Annotated in this window: 14 protein-coding genes; 5 read left to right on the forward strand and 9 right to left on the reverse strand. The window is 44.4% G+C overall.

Going from position 1 to position 21078, the window contains the following annotated elements; translation table 11 throughout:
- Positions 1–19: 19 nt before the first annotated feature.
- Together QUB11_RS01110 and QUB11_RS01115 are read left to right on the forward strand one after the other, a co-directional pair.
- The gene (locus QUB11_RS01110; protein ID WP_333199199.1) at positions 20–4861 is read left to right on the forward strand and encodes an nSTAND1 domain-containing NTPase; all 4842 of its coding nucleotides are present in this window, start codon (positions 20–22) and stop codon (positions 4859–4861) included.
- Positions 4862–5059: 198 nt separating this feature from the next.
- Positions 5060–6259, forward strand: coding sequence for a glycosyltransferase (locus QUB11_RS01115; protein ID WP_333199202.1), 1200 nt, complete (start codon positions 5060–5062; stop codon positions 6257–6259).
- A 364-nt stretch (positions 6260–6623) separates the two neighbouring features.
- Here QUB11_RS01115 and QUB11_RS01120 read toward each other — a convergent pair whose 3' ends face one another.
- The 3 genes from QUB11_RS01120 to QUB11_RS01130 all read right to left on the reverse strand — a co-directional run bounded on the left by QUB11_RS01120 (position 6624) and on the right by QUB11_RS01130 (position 10070).
- Entirely contained in the window at positions 6624–7532 is a 909-nt protein-coding gene (locus QUB11_RS01120; protein ID WP_333154646.1) for a MoxR family ATPase, read from the reverse strand.
- A 178-nt stretch (positions 7533–7710) separates the two neighbouring features.
- Entirely contained in the window at positions 7711–8925 is a 1215-nt protein-coding gene (locus tag QUB11_RS01125; protein ID WP_333154647.1) for a bifunctional riboflavin kinase/FAD synthetase, read from the reverse strand.
- Between the two features lie 242 nt (positions 8926–9167).
- On the reverse strand, positions 9168–10070 hold the full coding sequence (locus tag QUB11_RS01130) for an MBL fold metallo-hydrolase (RefSeq protein ID WP_333154648.1): 903 nt from the start codon (positions 10068–10070) through the stop codon (positions 9168–9170).
- A 917-nt stretch (positions 10071–10987) separates the two neighbouring features.
- Between QUB11_RS01130 and QUB11_RS01135 the strand changes: the two genes are divergently transcribed.
- A complete protein-coding gene (locus QUB11_RS01135; protein ID WP_333389447.1) occupies positions 10988–11941 on the forward strand; it encodes a hypothetical protein in 954 nt (317 codons plus the stop codon).
- On the opposite strand, the gene QUB11_RS01140 is transcribed toward QUB11_RS01135, so the two are convergent.
- Positions 11909–12487 carry a hypothetical protein gene (locus tag QUB11_RS01140; protein ID WP_333389449.1) on the reverse strand — a complete coding sequence of 193 codons (579 nt, stop codon included), beginning with the start codon at positions 12485–12487 and terminating at the stop codon, positions 11909–11911. The two genes, QUB11_RS01135 and QUB11_RS01140, sit on opposite strands and share 33 nt — an antisense overlap.
- A gap of 565 nt (positions 12488–13052) precedes the next feature.
- Between QUB11_RS01140 and QUB11_RS01145 the strand changes: the two genes are divergently transcribed.
- Complete coding sequence (locus tag QUB11_RS01145; protein ID WP_333389451.1) at positions 13053–13958, forward strand: alpha/beta hydrolase; 906 nt, start codon at positions 13053–13055, stop codon at positions 13956–13958.
- 153 nt (positions 13959–14111) lie between these two features.
- Here QUB11_RS01145 and QUB11_RS01150 read toward each other — a convergent pair whose 3' ends face one another.
- The gene (locus tag QUB11_RS01150) at positions 14112–14636 is read right to left on the reverse strand and encodes a DUF4330 domain-containing protein (protein ID WP_333154652.1); all 525 of its coding nucleotides are present in this window, start codon (positions 14634–14636) and stop codon (positions 14112–14114) included.
- Between the two features lie 373 nt (positions 14637–15009).
- On the opposite strand from QUB11_RS01150, the gene QUB11_RS01155 reads away from it, so the two are divergent.
- Positions 15010–15861, forward strand: a complete 852-nt coding sequence (locus QUB11_RS01155; protein WP_333154653.1) for a M48 family metallopeptidase — start codon at positions 15010–15012, stop codon at positions 15859–15861.
- A gap of 315 nt (positions 15862–16176) precedes the next feature.
- On the opposite strand, the gene QUB11_RS01160 is transcribed toward QUB11_RS01155, so the two are convergent.
- The 4 genes from QUB11_RS01160 to QUB11_RS01175 form a co-directional block, all read right to left on the reverse strand.
- Positions 16177–16947 carry a metallophosphoesterase family protein gene (locus tag QUB11_RS01160; protein WP_333389453.1) on the reverse strand — a complete coding sequence of 257 codons (771 nt, stop codon included), beginning with the start codon at positions 16945–16947 and terminating at the stop codon, positions 16177–16179.
- 329 nt (positions 16948–17276) lie between these two features.
- Entirely contained in the window at positions 17277–18023 is a 747-nt protein-coding gene (locus tag QUB11_RS01165; protein ID WP_333199215.1) for a DUF1995 family protein, read from the reverse strand.
- Positions 18024–18132: 109 nt separating this feature from the next.
- Positions 18133–18909, reverse strand: a complete 777-nt coding sequence (locus QUB11_RS01170; RefSeq protein WP_333256226.1) for a cyclase family protein — start codon at positions 18907–18909, stop codon at positions 18133–18135.
- A 21-nt stretch (positions 18910–18930) separates the two neighbouring features.
- Positions 18931–21048 (reverse strand): tetratricopeptide repeat protein, encoded by a 2118-nt coding sequence (locus tag QUB11_RS01175; protein WP_333199220.1) that lies wholly within the window; start codon positions 21046–21048, stop codon positions 18931–18933.
- Positions 21049–21078: the final 30 nt, after the last annotated feature.

Here is a 21078-nt window from a genome sequence, read left to right on the forward strand (position 1 = left end):
ACTGCATGAGTGGGTGAACATGACGAAGCGACAAGCCTTGGTAATTGGCATCAATGAATATCCATTTGGAGGCAATCTCCCTACAGCAGCACAGGATGCCGAGAAGATTGCCCAACTTTTAGAGAAATACGGTAGCTTTGAGGTGCATAGGCTTCCCAGTAAGGAAGATGTCCGGGAAGTAGATTCAGAGAAAAACTTGGATTTAAAAGAATTGGAGGATGCAATTACCCAGCTTTTTCAACCTAAAAGCGGTATAATTCCAGAAACGGCGCTGTTGTTTTTTGCAGGTCATGGTTGGCGAAGCGAGAAAGATGGACAACCTGAAGGCTTTTTAATGACCAGTGATGCTCTTTTTGAACATGACAGCGAAGATGGCCTGTTTTCACTGAAACGCTTACATCAAATATTAAAAGATAGTCTGGTGCGGCAGCAGATTGTGTGGTTGGATTGCTGTCATAGCGGAGAGTTATTCAATTTTATAGAGCAGAATTTAGCAGAATTTGAGCAACAGCGAGATTTCGATCGTTGTTTTATTGCTGCTTGTCGCGAATTTCAGGTAGCTTACGGAGGAGTGCTGACTCCTGCTTTGTTAAAAGCACTTGATCCGACTAACAAAGAAGAGAGCACGGTCACTAATCTATCATTAAAGCCATTATTGGAAGCAGCACTGCAAAATGCACCCCAGCACTCAGTTGTCAGGAATATAGGTAGTCAAATAATCCTTACATATAAAGGAGGAGTTCGAGGTAATATTTGTCCCTACAAAGGACTAGAATATTTTGATTTCAATCCCACCAATCCTCAAAAAGCTAACGATCACAGATATTTCTACGGACGCACACAACTAACAAATCAGCTTTTGGAGAAGGTAGGCTCTAGTAATTTTATCGCGGTACTGGGTGCATCTGGGAGTGGTAAATCTTCGGTTGTTAGGGCTGGGTTACTGTATCAGCTATATCTAGGTAATCAATCACCCCTAAAAAATAAGATACCAGGTAGCGACGGATGGACATTTTATCCGCCATTTACGCCTGGTACTGATCCGCTCGGAAATCTACAGGAAGTGCTGGGTATAAGCGTTAAAACAACCGATGATTTAGTGCTTTTTATCAAGCGTATTCCTAGTGAGCGAGTGGTGCTAGTAGTAGACCAATTTGAAGAAGTGTTTGCTCCTCCGAATCAAGAAAAAAGACAAAAATTTTTTGAATACTTAATGGGTGCAGTAGAACATTTAGGAAATAAACTCTGCTTGGTGTTGGTAATGCGGGATGATTTTCAACACAAGTGTGCCGAACAGGAGTATGCTGGATTAGCTAACAAAATTGACAATAATTTGGTGAGAGTTCAACGGATGAACCGCCCAGAGTTGCAAGAAGTTATCCTCAAACCTGCTGAGTTAGTGGAGTTAGAAATTGATGGAAATTTAGTCCAGCGGATGATTGCTGATGTAACAGATTCCCCAGGCGATTTAGCTTTGTTGCAGTACACACTGAATCAATTGTGGGAAAACAGTAGTTTTAATCTTTTGACAATTTCCGATTATAGCCGTTTGGGTGGAGTGCAAAAGGCACTGGGAAACCATGCTGATACAGTTTATAGTTCCCTTTTGCCAGAGGAACAGAAAGCGGCTAGGCGGATTTTTCAAGAATTAACTCGGTTGAGTGAAGATAAAAATACTCCGAATACTCGTCAGCAAGTTTGGCTAAAAGATTTAGTTAATTCTCAGCAGTCTGAAGAATTGATAAATAAGGTAGTGCAGTATTTGGCTGATGCGAAATTAGTTGTCACCAGTGAGCAAGAGTTAGAGGCACAGCGTGTAGCGGTAGTGAATATCGTCCATGAAACGCTGATTCGCAATTGGGGGTTGTTAGATGGTTGGCTGAAGGAATACGGAGAAGCGTTGATAATTAAACAGCCAATTGAAGATGCAGCTAAGGAATGGCGAGATAAAGGTAAGCAGCGAGAATCAGCTTATCTGCTGCAAGGCACAAAATTGGCAGTGGCAGAGGAATATATTAAGCGTTATTCTGATCTAGTGCCACTGTCTGGATCTACTCAGGAATTTGTTCAGAAAAGTATTAAAAATAGAAAAAAGAACCGTCGTAATTTAGCTCTTGCAGTTTCTGCGGTAGTTGTGGGACTGGCCGGATTAGCTGGCTGGGCTTTGATTGAAAATGCAGATGCTCAGATAAGAGCAGATAGTGCATCTTCAAAATCTCTTATTGATGCTGACAGAAAATTGGAAGGTTTGGTCGCAAGCTTGAGAGCAGCTAAACGCCTTAAAGAACCATTTGGAGGTATAGGTGCAAAAACTGATACTAGAATTGAAGCCATAACAGCCTTACAAAAGTCAGTTTATGGAATTGCAGAACTAAACCGCTTTGAAAGTGATACTGGTGAGGTTAAAGACGTAAGCATTAGTCCGGATGGTCAATTAATTGCTTCGGCTAGTAAAGGTGGTACTGTGAAAATTTGGGACAAAAATGGGAAATTAATAAGTACATGGTCAAGAAATCTTGCTGAGAATGAAACTAAAAGCATTTGGAGTCAAATTTCTAGTATTAATTTTAGTCCTGATAGTCAATTAATTGCTTTTGCCGATCACCAAAATATTCTACTGATGGATCGTAGTGGCAAAATCGTGAGAACTCTTAAATATCAAGAAGATGAGATGCCGCTATCGCTAGCAGAGTTCGGGATCGGTTCTGTCAGCTTTAGTCCTGATGGTCAGATGATTGCTTCTGGAGGTGGCGATGACGAAATTAGACTTCAAACACTAGAAGGTAAACTAATTGCTGTTCTTAAACATACCAATGATTCTGGCGACCCTAATATTATGAATATAAGTTTTAGCTCAGACAATCAGATGATTGCTTCAGCCGATATGGATGGTGAAATTAGGCTTTGGAGCCGTGATGGTAAATTGTTTAAAAAAATTAATCATAGTAATAAACCACCAGTCGATAGAAAAACAGTTTTTAGCGTAGCTTTTAGCCCAGATAGTCAAACATTTGTCTCTGCTGGTGACGACGGTATAGTAAGATTATGGAAAAAGAATGGTACATTAGTGACTAATTTTTCAGGACATAAAGACGGTGTAACAAGTGTTGCTTTTAGTGCAAATGGTAAATTAATTGCTACGGCAAGCAAAGATAATACTATTAAAATCTGGAAAATAAGTGGCAAATTATTAACTACAATTACGGGACATAGCGGTGCAATAAATAAAGTAAATTTTACTCCAGATGGGCAAAAACTTGTTACTGCCAGTGACGATGGTACTGTCAGAGTATGGCAGATATCTCCTATTGATATTTCCCGCTTAAAGGGGCATAGTAGTTCAGTGACAGACGTAGAATTTAGCCCTGATGGACAAATGATTGCTACAGCTAGTGAAGACAGAACCGTTAAACTCTGGAGTCGAGACGGTAGAATGTTCAAGACTCTGATTGGTCATAGTGATAAAGTCAACAGTGTCAGTTTTAGTCCTGACAATCAAATAATTGCTTCTGTTGACAATTTTGGTAAATTTTTCAGGCTTTGGAAGCGAAATGGTACGCCAATCAATTCCTATGCTGAAGATTCTACAAGTTCTTATAATACAATAAAATTTAGCCCTAAAGGTCAAATAATAGCTTCGACTGGTTGGTTTGGTATGGAACTTTGGGACTATCAAGGAAAGCTTATACGTACTATTCAAGATGTTGATGGTGCTTTTCATAGTGTAAGTTTTAGCCCTGATGGTCAAGTAATTGCTTCATATGTAACACCTAGGTCTCGAATGTATAACGAAGGCCCTTCTTTAAAGCTCTGGGAAATCAATGGTAAATTGTTGACTAAACTTCTTGGAAATAAAGCCAGTTTTAGACCTGACGGCAAAGAAATTGTCACCTCTGGTGAAGATGGAATTTTGAGAATTTATAAAAATAATGGCAGTTTAATTGCTAACTTAACTGGTGGACACAGTAAAAAAGTTACTGATCTCAGCTTTAGTCCAGATGGTCAGATGATTGCTTCAGCCAGTGAAGATGGGACAGTCAAACTTTGGAGTCACAATGGTACTTTGGTTGAAACACTTAATTTGACAGAAGCTATTAATAGCCTAAGTTTTAGTCCTGATGGAAAGGAATTGGCAACCGCAGTAAGTGATGGAACGGTTATTTTATGGAATTTGGATATAGAAGACTTACAAAAAAGAGGGTGTGCATGGGTTCGTGGCTATTTAGAGAATAATCAGAAAGTATCGAATGAAGACAGACATTTATGTGATGGCGTCCCCGATCCTAAATCAAAAACTGATAAAATAAGCTCCGAAAAAAAATCCTCAACACAAAATAAAGTAACTGGCAGTCCATTGGCACAAATAGAACTACCATCACAAGTTGGAGCAAACTACAGTCTGTTGAGAGATTTACTTGCAAAAAGGGAGTTGAAAGCAGCAGATCAAGAAACACTTAATATCATGAGATGGATTGCTTATCGCAACCAAAATGGCTTGACATGGGAAAAACGTTACGAAATACAGGGAGGAATAAATGAAAAATCTATTAAGGAATTTCCTTGCACTGAGCTTCAAACAATTAATAAACTTTGGCTGAAAGAGAGTAACGGACACTTTGGTTTTAGTATTCAGAAACAAACTTATGAAAAAGTTGGTCAAGACTTTGATAAGCTAAAAGTCAGTATAGGATGGTTCAGGGAGCAAGAAACATTTACAGAAGGACGACGGATTCCTTACTCTGAATACACTTTCAATCTTAATGCTCCAAAAGGACACCTTCCTGCCTCAGATCCAGCATTATCAGGTTCTGGTGCTGACTGGTCGGGTTTTATGGGGCGACTTAAACAATGTGGGCTGTAAATAATTCCTTCGCCTATTCATGCATAACAAATCGGAATAGCTTTCCTTCTCGTATTGATGGTAAATTTGAGAATACGATCGCCCTTTCCCAATCCCCATCCCATCAATTGCGATAGTGTCAACCTACGGTACTGTGAGATCGCCATATCCCCATGCTAAAATAAACTCAATAAATTGCAAAGCCTTTCCAGCCTGTTCATGAACATCGCTTATTTAGTTAACCTCTATCCCAAAGTCAGCCACAGCTTTGTCCGCAGAGAAGTTATAGCCGTTGAAAATTGCGGCCTGAAAGTCGCACGCTTTTCGATCCGATCCTGCGAGTCAGAACTCGTTGATGAAGCCGACAAACTAGAGCAAGAATTGACTAAAGTAATCTTAGGAGTTGGTGTACAGGGGTTAGCGTGGGGTTTGCTCCGCGTTGCCACAACTAGGCCCATTCGATTCATCGAAGCTGTGCGGTTAATGTTCAAAGTTGGCTGGCACTCGGAACGGGGGATTTTGCTGCATCTAGCTTATTTAGCAGAAGCTTGCATTCTTTTAAATTGGTTTGCAGAATCGGGTACAGCACACGTTCACGCTCACTTCGGGACAAATTCCACAACAGTCGCTATGCTGTGCCACGTGCTTGGCGGCCCGACTTACAGTTTCACTGTTCACGGCCCTGAAGAATTTGATAAAGCCACACTTCTTTCCTTAGACGAAAAAATTAAACGATCGACCTTTGTAGCAGCAGTTAGTTCCTTCGGTAAAAGTCAGCTTTTTCGGTGGTGCGATCGCACTTTTTGGTCAAAAATTCACGTCATACACTGCGGCGTAGATGCTGCATTTTTAACTGCACCCTACGTCCCCATACCCGCAGCACCCCGCTTAGCTTGCATTGGCCGGCTCAGCGAACAAAAAGGTCATTTATTATTGCTAGAAGCTGCTAGCAAGTTAGCAGTTCAAGGCTTAGAGTTTAAGTTGGTACTCGTAGGAGACGGGCCGCTGCGATCGGATATTGAACAGCAGATTCAGCAACTTGGTTTGCAAAACCATATAGAAATTACCGGTTGGGCCAGTGGCGATCGAGTTCAGCAAGAGATTTTAGCTTCACGGGCAATGGTATTGCCTAGTTTTGCTGAAGGTTTGCCCGTCGTAATTATGGAAGCCCTCGCTCTCAATCGGCCCGTAATTAGCACCTATGTTGCTGGCATCCCGGAACTCGTAGAACCCGGTGTTTGCGGTTGGTTAGTTCCTCCCGGTTCCGCCGAAGCATTAGCCGTAGCGATGCGCGCGGTATTGGAAGCACCTCTAGAAAAGCTAGAACAAATGGGAAAAACAGGAGCAGAGAGAGTTGCTCAACAACACAATGTCGATTTAGAGGCAAAGAAATTAGTGGCGCTGTTTGAGAGTGCTTGAGAATGGTGCAAAACCTATGGATTAACTGACATTTTGCACCATTATTAATAAGTCTTTCAAGGGTGGGCAGGATGCCCAACCCCTACTCCCCACAGGAAAATTAATTGTTTGTGGAACAGGCCGGAAAGCCTGTTCCTTGAATTAAGCTGTAATTGTTTGTGGAACAGGCCGGAAAGCCTGTTTCTTGAATTAAGCTGTAATTCTTTATTGTTTGTGGAACAGGCCGGAAAGCCTGTTCCTTTAATTAAGCTGTAATTGTTTGTGGAACAGGCCGGAAAGCCTGTTCCTTTAATTAAGCTGTAATTGTTTGTGGAACAGACATCTTGCCTGTTCCTTTAATTAAAGCAACCTACTTACAAACTTTTTAAGGAATAGGAACTGATCGCAACAACTTGTCAACAATCGTCTTAGCCCTCCTTCCGCCCGCCGGAATCAACCTGTGAGAAAGTACGTGCGGTGCCAAATATTTCACATCATCAGGAGTCCCATAATCCCGGCCCTCCATAAACGCCAAAGCCTGCAACGCCCGGTGCAAAGCCACCGCACCCCGGGGACTCACCCCCAGAGTAATCTCCTCATCTTCCCGCGTCGATCGCACCAAATCTACAATATACTGTTTCAAAGAGCCTTCCACCTTCACACCAGCGCACAAACGGCGCAATTCCTGCACCTCTTCCAAAGAAATACAAGGCTGCAAATCTTCAACAGCAAAACTATCAGAAAGCCGTTCCAACATTTGCAACTCTTCCAACGCAGCGGGATAGCCCAAAGTCAAAGACAAAGTAAACCGATCCATCTGGGCTTCCGGTAGCGGAAAAGTGCCTTGATATTCGATCGGGTTCTGAGTCGCAATCACAAAAAACGGCGTCGGAACATTTCGAGAAACTCCATCTACTGTCACCTGCTTTTCTTCCATCACTTCCAGCAAAGCTGACTGAGTTCGTGGCGTCGCCCGATTGATTTCATCGGCAAGCAAAACATTAGCAAAAACTGGTCCCGGCAAAAACTCAAACTCTCCGCTGCGCGGATTCCAAATATTAGTACCGGTGATATCCGTCGGTAACAAATCGGGAGTGCACTGAATCCGCTGAAACTTGCCATCAATAGATCGCGCCAAAGACTTCGCCAGCAGCGTTTTTCCCACACCCGGCACGTCTTCCAGCAGCGCGTGACCGCCCGAAAGCACGGCTACCAGCACCAAGCGAATAGCATCGCCTTTGCCAACAATAGTTTTGCCTAGATTTTGTTTCAGTCGCTCAATATGTTGTCTCATATCCCTGATTTCTAATTGTTAATTGCGAATTGCTAATTGCTAATTGTTGAAAAGATATCAAGATTGCCAAATTCTTGACTCTTTGCCTTGCGGACTTCGTATTTGTACAACTAGAATTTAGTTTGACTCATCTTGCACCATTTTTAAAAGCGATCGCCTGTTCTAGATCACATAATTATTAGACTTTAGCAGTTAAGAGGCTTCTAGCAATATCACAATCTGCCTGAATTTGAGTTTTGAGAGCATCCAGAGAAGCGAATTTTTGTTCTGGTCGCAAAAACTCTACCAAACTCGCACTCAAGGTTTGACCATACAAATCCCCAGACCAATCTAACAGGTGAACTTCCACAGTGGGTTGCAGACCGTCTACCGTCGGGCGGCAGCCAACATTCATCACCCCATTGACAAAAGATAAATTTGATGCTATGCCGGGGATTACAGATTTGGGGTTTTCCCGCTGATAGGAAGAACTTTCCTCTTTCATCTTTTCCCCTCCATGCTTCACCGAGACTCGCACCGCGTACACGCCAAAACGTGGCAAAAATTTTTCCGGCGGCAGTTCGATATTAGCAGTAGGAAATCCGATCGTCCTACCCAGCCGCTGTCCCCCAACCACAGTCCCGACTAAACTGTAAGGTCGCCCCAGCAACTGATTCGCTCTTGTGAGGTCGCCGGATGCCAGACCTTCGCGGATTGCAGAACTGCTGATCCGATCGCCCTCACCGCAATTATGCAGCGGTACAAGAGCAACATCAATACCGTAACCAGAGGCGATCGACTGCAAATCCACAGCCGTCCCTGCGCGTCCCCGTCCAAACCGAAAATCAACCCCCACACTAATTCGACTCGCTTTTAGTTGTCGCACCAAAATTTCCTCGACAAACTCACAAGCAGTCAAAGCGGCCAATTCTCGATCGAACGGCAGCAGCACAAGTTGCTCGACGCCCATGGCTGCGAGCAATTCTACCTTTTCTGCCAGAGGCGTCAGCAGTTTTTTCGGTTGACCCGTAAAAAATTCTTGCGGGTGCGGATCGAATGTCACCACAGTGCTATAAAGCCGATCGACCCCATCAGAATCTATCCCAGAGAGGCTGTTGCCCTCTGCCCTAGGGCCTATCAAACCATCGAAATTCTGGCTGCTGTCGGCTCGATCGGGCGGTGCTGCTGAGTCATTTTCGCAGGTCGCCGGATGTTCTGTTTCCAAATTTTGATCCTTGCCAGCGTTGGAGAGCAAGTTTTGCCCCGACGCAATCACCGTCGCAGAATTTTGCCCAGGCGATCGATGTAAAATTGGCTGCACGACTTGTCGATGCCCTAGGTGCAAACCATCAAAGTTTCCCAAGGCAACAGAAGTTGGAGTCAGAGCAGCGGTACAAGAAGAAGTTACCCACACGCTTAAAATTTTGACATACTTAGCCAGATTGCGATCGCCAGTCGATGTTAGATTTTAGATTTTAGATTTTAGATTTTAGATTTGACTCCACAGATAAATCTGGAAGGTTGAACTTTGGTCTAAACTTTTTGGTTTTCCACGACTTAAGCCGGGGGCTTGTATCCGTCTTTGAGGTCAGCCCTAACTTAAATTTGAGATTTCCGACCTCAAGATTTCAGAACCATCTGGCAATGTCACATCCCTCAGACAGGCACTTGAGGCGCTTGCACCGACGCTTCAGACAAATCGTTATCAGGAGGCAGCAATTGTAACGACAAACCTTCCCGCGCCATCAAACTATTCGGGAACCTTTGAGCCACTTCTTCTCCCACCCTGTCTAAAAACTCGTCATTGTGCAGCGGGTCGTGGTGAAAAATCACCAACTTTTTGACATTAGCAGCCTTTGCCACCTTCACCGCTTCCTGCCAAGTCGAATGTCCCCAGCCGACCTTGCTGCTTTTCTCCGCATAATACTCCTCATCGGTATAAGTAGCGTCGTAAATCAGCACATCAGCATTTTGAGCTAAATACAGCACATTTTCGTCTAAACGATCGGGAAAATGTTCGGTATCAGTCACGTAAGCAGCCGAATACCCCCGCCAGTTTACGCGGTAGCCTATAGCTTCGCCCGGATGGTTCAGCAAAGCAGTTTCCACCTTAATCTCTCCGAGTTCCAGCGGTTTGCCCACTTCTATATCGTTAAATTTCAGGTCTGCCCCCATAATTTGCAGGGGTACCGGAAAATTGGGGTGCAGCATCTGGTCGTGGAGGCGCTGCTGGATAGTAGCCTTATTAGGAGCAATAGCCCCATAGATGTGAAAGCAGTTCCCAGGAATAAAAGCTGGGACAAAAAATGGGAATCCTTGAATGTGATCCCAGTGAGAGTGAGTAAAAAACATATGAGCTTTTACGGGCATCTGGGACAGGAGAGTTTGTCCCAAAACCCGCAATCCAGTACCGCCATCGAAAATTAGGCGACTGTCACCCACTCGCATTTCTACACAGGGCGTGTTGCCCCCGTAACGTACTGTTTCTGCCCCGGGAGACGCTATGCTACCTCTAACGCCCCAGAAGTGAACCGTGAATTGGCTTTGCATACTAGACATGGGTTTTCTTGCAAGATTGTTCCGGCGAGTTATCGGTAAGGTGTTTACATATTACTAAGGGCTTTACCATCAAACCCAAGTTCTTTGACGGTCGAGTTCCCCACTTGTTGGAAGTGCCAAGAGTCTCGCTCATCGCGAGAATGCAAAACTGTTGGGCTTGACAACTGAGCAATAAATTACAAGGTAGACTAATCAAGTCTCGATCGTAACTATTCTTTTCCTCTCTTCACTAGCCTAACCTCCGCAGACACACTTTGGGGCAGCAGTTCTGTCTGAGTTTGGTCAAAAGCCGCTGTTTGTTCCAGCCTCCGCAATTGCCGAACCGGATTGCGCGGTCGGTTGCTTGCCTTGCTGCTTTACCGGTTTGAACCCGGATGATGGGCTTCCTCAACTCCCATTAATTCAAAAATCTTAGCAGTTTAGGAATGCTCCTGCTAATTATCCAACAATACTTGTCTGTGTCTGGATTCTCTGCCCGCCCGGAGGCTGCGGTGCCCTAACCTAGCGGTCAAGCTGAACCCAGCCTCATCTGACACCGGGTAGCAGCGAGAGTCCGGGCCTGCGGGCAAAAGGCTAAATTTTCGTCGTGCATTTCTTGGCGGACGAATTGAATCACTTAAAATTCCCCTATTTTCGGAAATTAAAAAATTTCGCTTTTTGGCTATCATGCCAACTCCGATCGCCATTCTGTCTCAAGAGCGATGCAGAAATATTCCCTGTTAACCTGTGGTGCTTTTCTCAACAATCTTCAATTGCTCTATTTTTGGTAAGGATTTCTCGGAATTCGGCGCATTTGCGGTACTCGCCACGGGTTTGAATTTCCGGTATCATAGAAGCTTAGAGTCTTGTTTGTCGAGAATCTAAATCAGTGCTAAAAAAGCCTGGATAACTTTAAGTTATTTTTCAAAAAAGTCAGTATGAATCAAGTTAAAAAAACTACAACCAAGCGGAATAGATCGCCGGTGAAAGTGTCCGATCGCACTTTGCAACTCGAATCGCTCTCCTTGAGCGAATTGTCCTTGGAAATGACTCAGGGCCAAGCTTTGAGAGAATTGAGTTCGGACGATCGCCCGCCGGGAACCCCAACAGCCACAGGCCGGACTGCCGAAACCAGACGCCAGAGGGTAGATGGCAAGAGCGAGTGGGCCCGATCGCCTGTGGTTTCTACTGCCTTTCTCAAGTGGCTGCTAGAGAGTTTGACTCGATCGAAAGGTTGGCTGGCAGTTGTCACCCTGGCAGCAGTTTGGGGGTGGTGGAACAGTGAGTTACTGTTTTCCACAGGCCTGGGGATAGCAGCGATGATGCTGGTTTACCGAGGGCAGTCGTGGGACTGGCAATTGCTGCGGGCAAAAGGCGAGCAATTTTGGGAGGGCCCGAACCGCCGATTCGTTTTAGCCGTCGGCACCGGCGGCATTGCTACCTTGGGCGCTTACATGAGTTTGGCGATTTGGGCGGACTCTGAGAGCCACTGGATGGCTTTGAGCCTAATTTTGCAAAATTTGGGCACGATCGCGATTCCCTGGCTGTTGCTGCGGCAAGGGTGGAGTCTGGGGGCCGCAAAAGATGAAGTGGTGCTCGATCGCATCTTGGCGGATTTGACTGATGCTGACCCCGTGAAGCGTTTGATTGCTGTGCGGCAAATGACCGATTTGGTGAATCAGGGTGGGTTTGGCCCTGTGAGCTCTGTCAAAAGTTCGTTAGCGAAGCCCTCGCAGAGGATCGCCCGTTCCCGCGCTGCCGAGTGCTTTCGCCTGATGCTGAGTCGGGAACCAGAAGCTTTAGTCCGCAATGCCCTTCTCGAAGGTTTGCAGACTTGGGACGCTACTTATGGCATTGCTTTAAAATCCAAAAGTCAAGTCATCGACTATTAGCTGACCATCAAAAGCGTAAAAAGTAATTTTATGAATATTCGGAGCTTTTACGCGTAGGGGAGCCCTAGGGTCGATCGGAGAATTAGACCCCACTAGATTGGGCGCCGGCATTTCATCCTGAACAATTGGGTTGCCGTCAATGTCACACGCAGATAAAACAGTTCGCCGCGAACTGGTGACAAGTCCTGACACCCAGCGAACTGGATACTTAAAAGTTACTTCTATCAGTCCGCTTTTGGGGGCCCCCATTAACACTGTTGCCCCAGAACCAGTGAAAAATGCTGGGTTTGAAGGTTGGATGGCGACAGCATTGCTAAAAGTCACCCCCCAATGTGCAAACTGATGTTCTACTACTTCAAAGCATTTCAAGTCTTCTAAAGCTACCCGGACGATCGCAGGTACCGTGGCGCGCGATCGCACCTCTGACCCTGCGCCTGAGCGTTCTGGAGTGGCGACAACAGACTTTTTGCCGTTTAAATCCATGCTTCGATAGGCTGTATCAAATTCTGCAAACCCGTCTGATTGAAGACTTTTCGCATCAACCATAAAACCCTCGCGATCCCTTTTTCTGAGCAGTTGCATTTTAGTAAACCTCCCTGAGATTAGTTGTTTCTTGTGTTTTGGAATTGATAACGGCGAGGCCCGTGATTGCCAAACCTGGAATTAGGAATCGAAACCCCATCGCCCGCCCTCCAACAAAGACTTTCGACCTCAAAAGCCACTGCTCCGCAAAATATCGTGATTAATGATTTGTGATTGGCGAGCCTCGGCCAACCTGCCGCCTGCCTGAAAGCGAGTTCTAATAGTCCTCCTTTCCGAGCGCTTGCTTTCGGGGTTGGCGAACCGACTCTATTTTGTTGAGGGGTCTTACCCATCATTTTGCTATTATCTCCGATCGGCGGTAGTTTGCAAGGGTAAGGATAACTACACAGCCGAATTGCCCAAATCGCAAAACTTACTTGCTGTCTGTAGTTTCACGCTTCACCTGTACTAAAATAGATTTAAATCATTACTCAATCTTTACAAAAACGCCACCAGCTTTGCAAGTTTTTTAAACAAAGACGGGGCGGCTCAAAAGAATCTAAAATATAACAGCGATTAAGGTTAGTTTATGCTTGTACCCCTCGGCTTCGGTCAGCGATCAATAGTTACTTCTCTCGGCAGAATGGTTTACTACACTGCTGAAAAAATGCCTTGGATGGGGTTGCCGACCTCAACTTCGGAAAATAAGCCGAACTTAGTATTTTTTCACGGTTTTGGTGGCGGGTCGAGTGCCTACGAATGGTCGAAAGTTTATCCGGCTTTTGCGACAGAATATCGAATTTTAGCACCGGATTTAATCGGTTGGGGGCGATCGGAACATCCGGCAAGAAATTATCAGGTTGAAGATTATATCACAACTTTGATCGAATTTATCGAAAAAACTTGCGGCAGTCCGACAGATGTGATAGCTTCTTCGCTAACAGGGGCGATCGCGATTCGAGCGGCGATCGCACGGCCGGATCTCTTCAAATCCCTCATTTTGACCATACCCAGCGGTTTGTCGGACTTCGGACAAGATTACGGCAGCAGTTTCTTCGCTAAGCTAGTCAACACGCCGATTTTAGATCGCTTGCTCTACAGTACCGGAATCGCCACAGACGGCGGCATCCGTAGCTTCCTAGAACAACGCCAATTTGCCGATTCGCGTCGCGTTTACCAAGAAATTGTTGATGCTTACCTCCAATCTGCTTTGGAACCCAATGCAGAATATGCCGCCCTGTCTTTTGTGCGGGGAGATTTGTGCTTTGATTTGTCGCTGTACATCACTCAGCTAACAACGCCGACAGCGATTATTTGGGGAGAAAAATCGCAGTTTACCGGGCCCGATATCGGCCAGCGGTTGGCAAACCTCAACCCCGAAGCAATCAAAGTTTTTCAACCTCTCGAAAACGTAGGTTTGACTCCGCAGTTAGAACTTCCCGCTGTCACGATTGGCTTAATTCGGCAATATTTAAAGTTGCTTTCGGAAGGGTGAAGAAGTTCGGCAACGGATTTTGTAACGGATGTAACGGATGTAACGGATGTAACGGATGTAAAGGATAGAAGGAAGAAGGAATATGAATTCCCTCTTCCTCATTAGCAATGACTAATGACTACTGACTACTGACTAATGACTACTGACTACTGACTATTCTTTTACTCGCACGTCGATGACGCTGGCGTTGAAAATGTACTTGTTGCCTTCAAGCTCTAGCGTAGTGCCAATTTTGACTTTCGTATTACCTAAAACCGGGCCATTTTCAGTAAGTTGACCTTTTCCCTCTAAGGTAAACATCATATTTTTGCTGAATGCTTCTTCTTCTCTGGGATCGGGGAGAGCTTTCAGAGTGCCGTTGGGCTGAGGAACTGCTAGGGTTCTGGTGAGAGTTTTGGCAGATTTAATGGTAATCTGACCGGAGGGTTGATTGCGGATCACCACATTGATTTTATCACCTGGTTTGAACAAGTCTTGAACGTTTGTTCCTTTGAGACCGATCGCAATTGCATCAATCTCTACAGGTTTGATACTGGTGCCGACTTGGGCGACGGAACCGCCAGAAGTGCCGGGAAAGAAAAAGATTCCGACTGCAACTAGCAGTACGATTAGAGCCGCACCTACGTCTAGGATGCTGAGTTTGCCGAACAGTCGGCCTTGAGAATCCAAAATTTTCATAAATCGCCTATTATACTGATAGCGACAGGAGTATGTTTACAAGCTCAGGACTTACACAGACATCGATGAAAAACAGATGCTGCTATTGCTGAGCTACCGCTGGCAATGACATACTTTATTGATGCGTAAGTCCTGAAGCTAAAAGATATTACCACAACGATCGCCCAAAATCCGCATGACTGGGGCACTTAAGCCAGAAGGCAGTTGACGGCGGTTGGTTAGCCTGGGGGTCGATCGCCCAGAAGCTGGTGGCGCGGTTAAAAATTGACAAAAAGCTAGAATAGCAACTAAGCAGCCTCAAATTACGTCTGCCTATTGAGTGACTTTTCGAGTTTTTCCTCAAATTTTATCTAACTTCTCCCACGTATCAATCATGTTAAAAAGTTTTTGGTTGACTTGCCGGCGTACTTGTGGCCGGGGGATTTATCTGTTTCTGTCCCTGATTGTGGCTGCGGGTATCTGGGTGGTTTCCCCGGAACCGACTCAAGCATTTTCTTTGCCCGAACTGATTTTTCGAGGCATTCAAGTTATTCAATTGTCGAATATGTCCGATCGCCAAGAGGTGACTATTGGCCGACAAATTAATCAGCAGTTAACGAACAGCGAGTTTAAGATTGACCGCGATCGGGACACTACAGAATATATCAACCGCATCGGTCAACGACTCGCTCAAGAAAGCACTCGCCCAAATATTCCTTATACTTTTCAAGTGATTGACGACGACACGATTAATGCTTTTGCAACTATGGGCGGTTTTGTTTATGTGAATAAAGGTTTGATGACGGCGGCGGACAATGAGGCAGAATTGGCAAGTGTGATCGCCCACGAAATCGCTCACATTAATGCTCGCCACGCGATTAAACAAATGCGTCAAATGGCCATAGCTTCAGGCGTAGCTTCGGCCACTGGGCTTGATCGATCTCAGGCGGTTCAGATTGGGGTGGAATTGGCTTTGCGCCGTCCCCACAGTCGCCAAGCTGAGTATGAAGCCGATCAGTTGGGATTGCAAACTATGGGGCGAGCAGGCTACGCTCAATCTGGGATGGTTGATTTTATGAAAAAGTTGCTCAACAAGCCTTCTCCTCCGAGCATTTTGAGCACTCACCCGGCAACTGGCGATCGAATTGCTGCTATCTCGCAGGCGATAGACCCGGAGCTCGCTAGCGGTGAAGGTTTGAATAATGAGGATTACAGGCTAGAAATCCGCAGACTTTTAGGTTCGTAGAAATATAAATCAGTCAGGGGCTCTATTGTTTTCTCTTCTATTTTCTTCTCTTTTCTTACTTCGCGCTCTTCGCGCCTTCGCGGTTCGTTAAAAAATAAATCCAGTTATATCATGTCCCATGGATTAACCATAATAGCCCGGTCGGGGCGGGTTTTTGAGATTGTCAATTATTGGCACGTATTGTTGGTGAACCCGCCCCTACAAAAATCGCGGTTCCTCCACCGGACATGATATTACTAGGGTACGTCAGAAGCAGGTTAATTTCGATTTAATTGATCAAACTTAAACTGACGCACCCTAAAACTACAAATTGATTTAACACTGCTGTTGAACAACAGAATCGATCGCAGGTTGCGGGGGTGCAATCGGCTGCGGCTTCAATTGCCGAACTACTTCGTCAAACGGCAAAATTCGGACTTGATTGTTAAATACATTTACTTGATAAACTCTGCGGTAGCTGAGGTCAAATCCTGTCAGCCAGCCGCTTTTGGGATGATAAGCACCCGTGTCAATATCCAACCACCCTTCGCCCCTGACTAATTCGCCCGGTCTGACGCCATGAAAGGTAAAGGTGATCGTGTGACCGGTGATAATTAATTTATTGGGAAAATAGGGTTTCGACATGGTGTGAAATTCCCTGCGAATCCAACAGAGTTGTTCGATCGACTGTTCATCGATCGACAGATGGGGGTCAACGCCGGCGTGAACCAGCCAGATGTCCCCTAAGTCCAGGTGCGTGGGGAGCGATCGCAGCCACTCTAAGTGTTTATACGGCATCATCCCTGTATCTCTGTAGCTCGCTACTGTCGCATCGCCACCACTGTAGAGCCAAGATTGCCACGCTCGCATATCCATCGGCGTTCCCGACAAAGCCTCCAGCATCAGTTGTTCGTGGTTGCCCAACAGAGTTTGGTAGGGGCTTTGCTGCACAAAATCTAATACCTGAGCGCTTTTGGGGCCACGATCGATTAAGTCTCCCAAAAAATAGACGCGATCGTTCGAGCTGGGGGCAAGTGCCTCTAGCAGGGTCATTAAGCCGTCGTAATGCCCGTGTACGTCCCCGATAACAATGCGCCGGTGCTCCATTGTGTTTATCCGCTTCCCTGACTCAAAAGCCCCATCTCTAGCTTATAGCATCTGATTTTGCTGTTATGTGCCTCCCCTCTTTTACGGTGGAGGGGTGTCACCCATTATAGTGCTTTTTATAAAGATTCTGTAAAGCTCACCAGTACCTGTTTGCGTAGCTACTGGTAGAAACACAGGCAAGCTGTTAATTGTGCTTCTGCAACTGCTGTTACTGAGGCAAAGCTTTGAGTTATTTCACGCTTTAGGGTGCATCAGCGATTAGCCGACGGATTAAGTCGAAAATAATCCTAGCTGACACACCGTAAAATACGATCGAGCCTTAACGATTGTCACTGAGTCAAAGCTTTGAGGAATGTCTGGAGTTCTGCCAAAAAACCTTTCTTTTTTAGAGGTTTTGCAGGTGCGGTGGAGTCAGGATCGGCGCTTGGGAGAGAAGCGGCTAAAATCCGCTCTAAATCGTCTCCGACTGGTTTTTGGGCGGTTTCAGAAATTAGTTTGTATTCGTCGTTTGTTTCCAGCCACACTTGCCAGGATTGGGGGTAGCAGCGGAATAAAGCAGCAGTGTCTAGGGGTCTGATATAGTAGCAGGATTCAATTTTGCTGAGGAATCGATCGCGCAATTGGCGGCCCGCATAGCCTATACCTATGGTGGCAACATCTTCGAGGCGCGGGTTGAGTAGAATTACTGGGCGACCGGCCGCAGCTATATAAATTTTTTCGACTTGGGCAACTTCTACTGCTGCTGGATTGATCAAAAGGAAAAGTTGATCTTCCGGTGCTATTTTATCTTCAACAGGGGTGCGACTGCTACCCAAATCAGTGACTTTAAACGGTGTTTCTCCCCAGTCGCGGCGCGCGAGGGCTGCCGCACCGGTGTCGGGAAAAAAGACTTTTACTCCGGGGTAGATTTCCTCAAATTCTGGGAGGAATTGTAGGGTGATAGACTGTGCTTGTAGGGCGATTTCTGGAAATACTAATTCGACTTGCAGTAGAGTTTTGCCGTCCGAGAGGGCAGCGGCGGTGGCAATGCGGGATTGGGCGATCGCGTCGTTGAGATCCTTGGGCAGTTCTGTCATTAATCTAATTGTTTTTACTCTACTTCTCTCAATCCAATTTTACCTGAGATATTGCACCATTCTCAATTACCTGTTCTTGAGCAGGGCGCAAGATGTAAGTTTTACCGCATCAAGCAACAAAAGCTAACACCGACACGGGCGAACCGGAACCTCCCAAAAGGCGCAATATTCCGATAACTAAAGTGATGTCAGCCGCAGGTAACAAGTCGAGATTTGCTAGATTTTCCAGCACTATTCGTTGCTTTTCCAATACCAATGTGTTAACCGCAAAACTTTCATCTCGCCCGGTATCTACTCCGTGAGTGTCGGTTCCAACTCCCGCGATAGAGCGTTCTTCTAGCAAAAATTGAGTTGCTGCTTTGCCAAATCCGGGAAAGTGGAAAATTCCGCGATCGTCTCGGTTGAAAAATGCTTTCTCGTCATCCCATTTTTCTTGCCAGCCAGTATACAATAAAACTAGATTTCCAGGTTCTATAAGTTTGTGCTGCCGTTCCCAAGTCAATATATCATCAATTGTTAAAGTGTAGTCGGGATTGGCAAGACTTTGCTCTCGGATGTCGATCGCAATTGCCGGCACAACGAGTGACTGCGGGGAATAATTATCAATGCTGGCGCCTTCTGCATAAAAGCTGTTGGGTGCGTTAATGTGAGTGCCGCTGTGTTCGCCCATCGAAAATTTTCGCAGGAAATACCCGTCTGTTTCTATTTGAGATACTGTGGCAATTTCGGTCGCTGGATCTCCGGGCCAAATGGGAATATTTGGGTGAATTGAATGGGTTAAGTCTACAATTTTGCGGTAGGCGATCGTTTTTAATTTATTTGACTTAAAGTTGTTTGTCATCTCTCTAAAAAGTTGCGTTATTTTGCTGGGAGTAGGGTAAGTCATTCGATATCCCATATCGCCCGTCTATCTTGGCGAAAGTGCTTTAACAATCTTCACTACTTCATCATAAACCGCCGACCAATGGCAGTCATGAGCCCTATTAGGGAAGCCAACCATATGCTCCTTAGAAACCAATCTGGCAGGTATAATATTTTCTCGAACCAGCGGAGACGACCAGTGTTCTTGAACCCAATCCACACCGTGAACACCAGGCTGTGCATGGACTACACCAGGCTTATTAGCAATCCATTGTACTATTGCGATTCCAGAACCGGAGGGTATGCAGTATAAATCTACTTCATTAATAAAAACTACCTTTTCATAATTAGTGCTGCCAATTAGAGAGTATATTGGAATATTAAAAGGCAAAAGAGTAAGAATTTCATTCAGAATATCCTTTTCCGCTACAATCATCGACTCCGCTAAAGGGTATTCTACTTCGTGGCGCCCCCAGCCATCAAAAACTACTCCCAAATTAGGAAAGTCCTTCGCTAGTTCTTTGATTATATTACTATTTCCCTCCACCTGAGATACCCAAGTTCTACTACTTCTAATTTGGATACACAAAAGAGGGAAATGTTTTTTAGCATTTTCTACTTGTTCTAAAAATTCTGGATTTTCAGTACACTTTTTTAGAGAAAAGTGAGTGACGCGATCCGCTAACTCTTGACTCATAAATAAGTCACTGACTTGAACAGCAAAATAGTTATTCTCTAATATAGTTTGAAATAGCTCGTCATTATTAGCTAATTGACTAATTTTATGGCTGGGTATTTCAGGGAAAACACCGCCGACATTAAAAAACTGTTTATCCCCCACTAAAAATCTTTCTATTTTCTCTAAAAGATTGTTGTGCTGAAGATAGAGAATACCTGATAAATCATTCCAGTAGTAGTGACCAAAATTTTTATTAAATCCTATATCAAATACGAGTTTTTTAGTAATTTCGGTTTGTATATACAATTTAGTCTTTGGATAACTACTAATTAGATTACTTTTTAACATATTGATAATTCTGTGGATTGTTTCATTAGGTAGCCACCGGTGAGGAGTATATTTTATAATTAGTTCTTTTCCTGGTAGATAAATATACATTTTTCCGCGACAAGTATTACCAATTGCTAAGTAAAATATTTCCTGGCTAACAAAGCGGTAAAAGTGTATTGATACACCGGATTCACAATAAATATAAAATGATTGATTAGACCTGAGAATTTTACCGCTAAAAGGGCAGACTGAGTAAATATAACCTGTTTCTACTATCGCCTTGCTACAAGCATAGTTTTTATAAGGTTCCAATACTTCAGAGACTGTTTCGACAAATTTTCTAGAAAGTTTTAGTTTCGGTGTAGAAACGAAAGTATTAATATAAATTTCTTCTAAACTAAGATTATCTTTTTTTATTATTTGTAAATTAGCCCATGATATGCCATAATTAGTGAGAAAAAATTTGTCAGATTCCTTTAAATTATTCATATCAATAATTTTATAGTGGCTGTTTTTATCAAAATAGGATTCTGCTTCAGCTTTTGTGGGAATTGGCTCAGAGATATCATCAATTTTTCCTAAATGATTTAAGTTTTTCCACAAAATATCATAAATTTCTCCTGTTTCAGGGAATTTTTCTTGTTCACCCTTATTATTAACTTCCTGGTTATGACTAAATTGCGGGGCTTTCTGGAAACAAGCGATCGCTTCATCCATTAAATCTCTTTCTGCCAAATACAGACTAAAATCATAATAGACCATCGCCTGATGAGGCTCGGGCTTCAATACATAATCAAAACAAGCAATAACTCGCTCGATTCCTGCTTGCTTAACTAAAACCACTCCCCAACTAGGGTTTAACTCAATGGCACGATAATAAGCTAAATTAGCTGGCTCGATCTGTCCAGTTTTTAATAAGACTTGGGCCATATAATAATAGGAACCTGCCCTATCTGGATTAATATCTATCGCCTGTTGAAAAGAGGATATCGCCTCCTCAAAGCGCCCTAATTTGGTCAAAGCCTCTCCTAAATTATGGTGAGAACAATAAAAGTTAGGGTTTGCTTCTATGGCTTGATAGTAATAAGCGATGGCTTCCAATAATTTTCCTTTCTGTTTCAATTGGTTAGCAGTTTGAAAATAGGTATTAGTCATGGTGTGGGTTATTGGATATTTGCGAAATGA

The organism is Microcoleus sp. B6-A1 (assembly GCF_036705085.1).
Taxonomy (GTDB): domain Bacteria; phylum Cyanobacteriota; class Cyanobacteriia; order Cyanobacteriales; family Microcoleaceae; genus Microcoleus.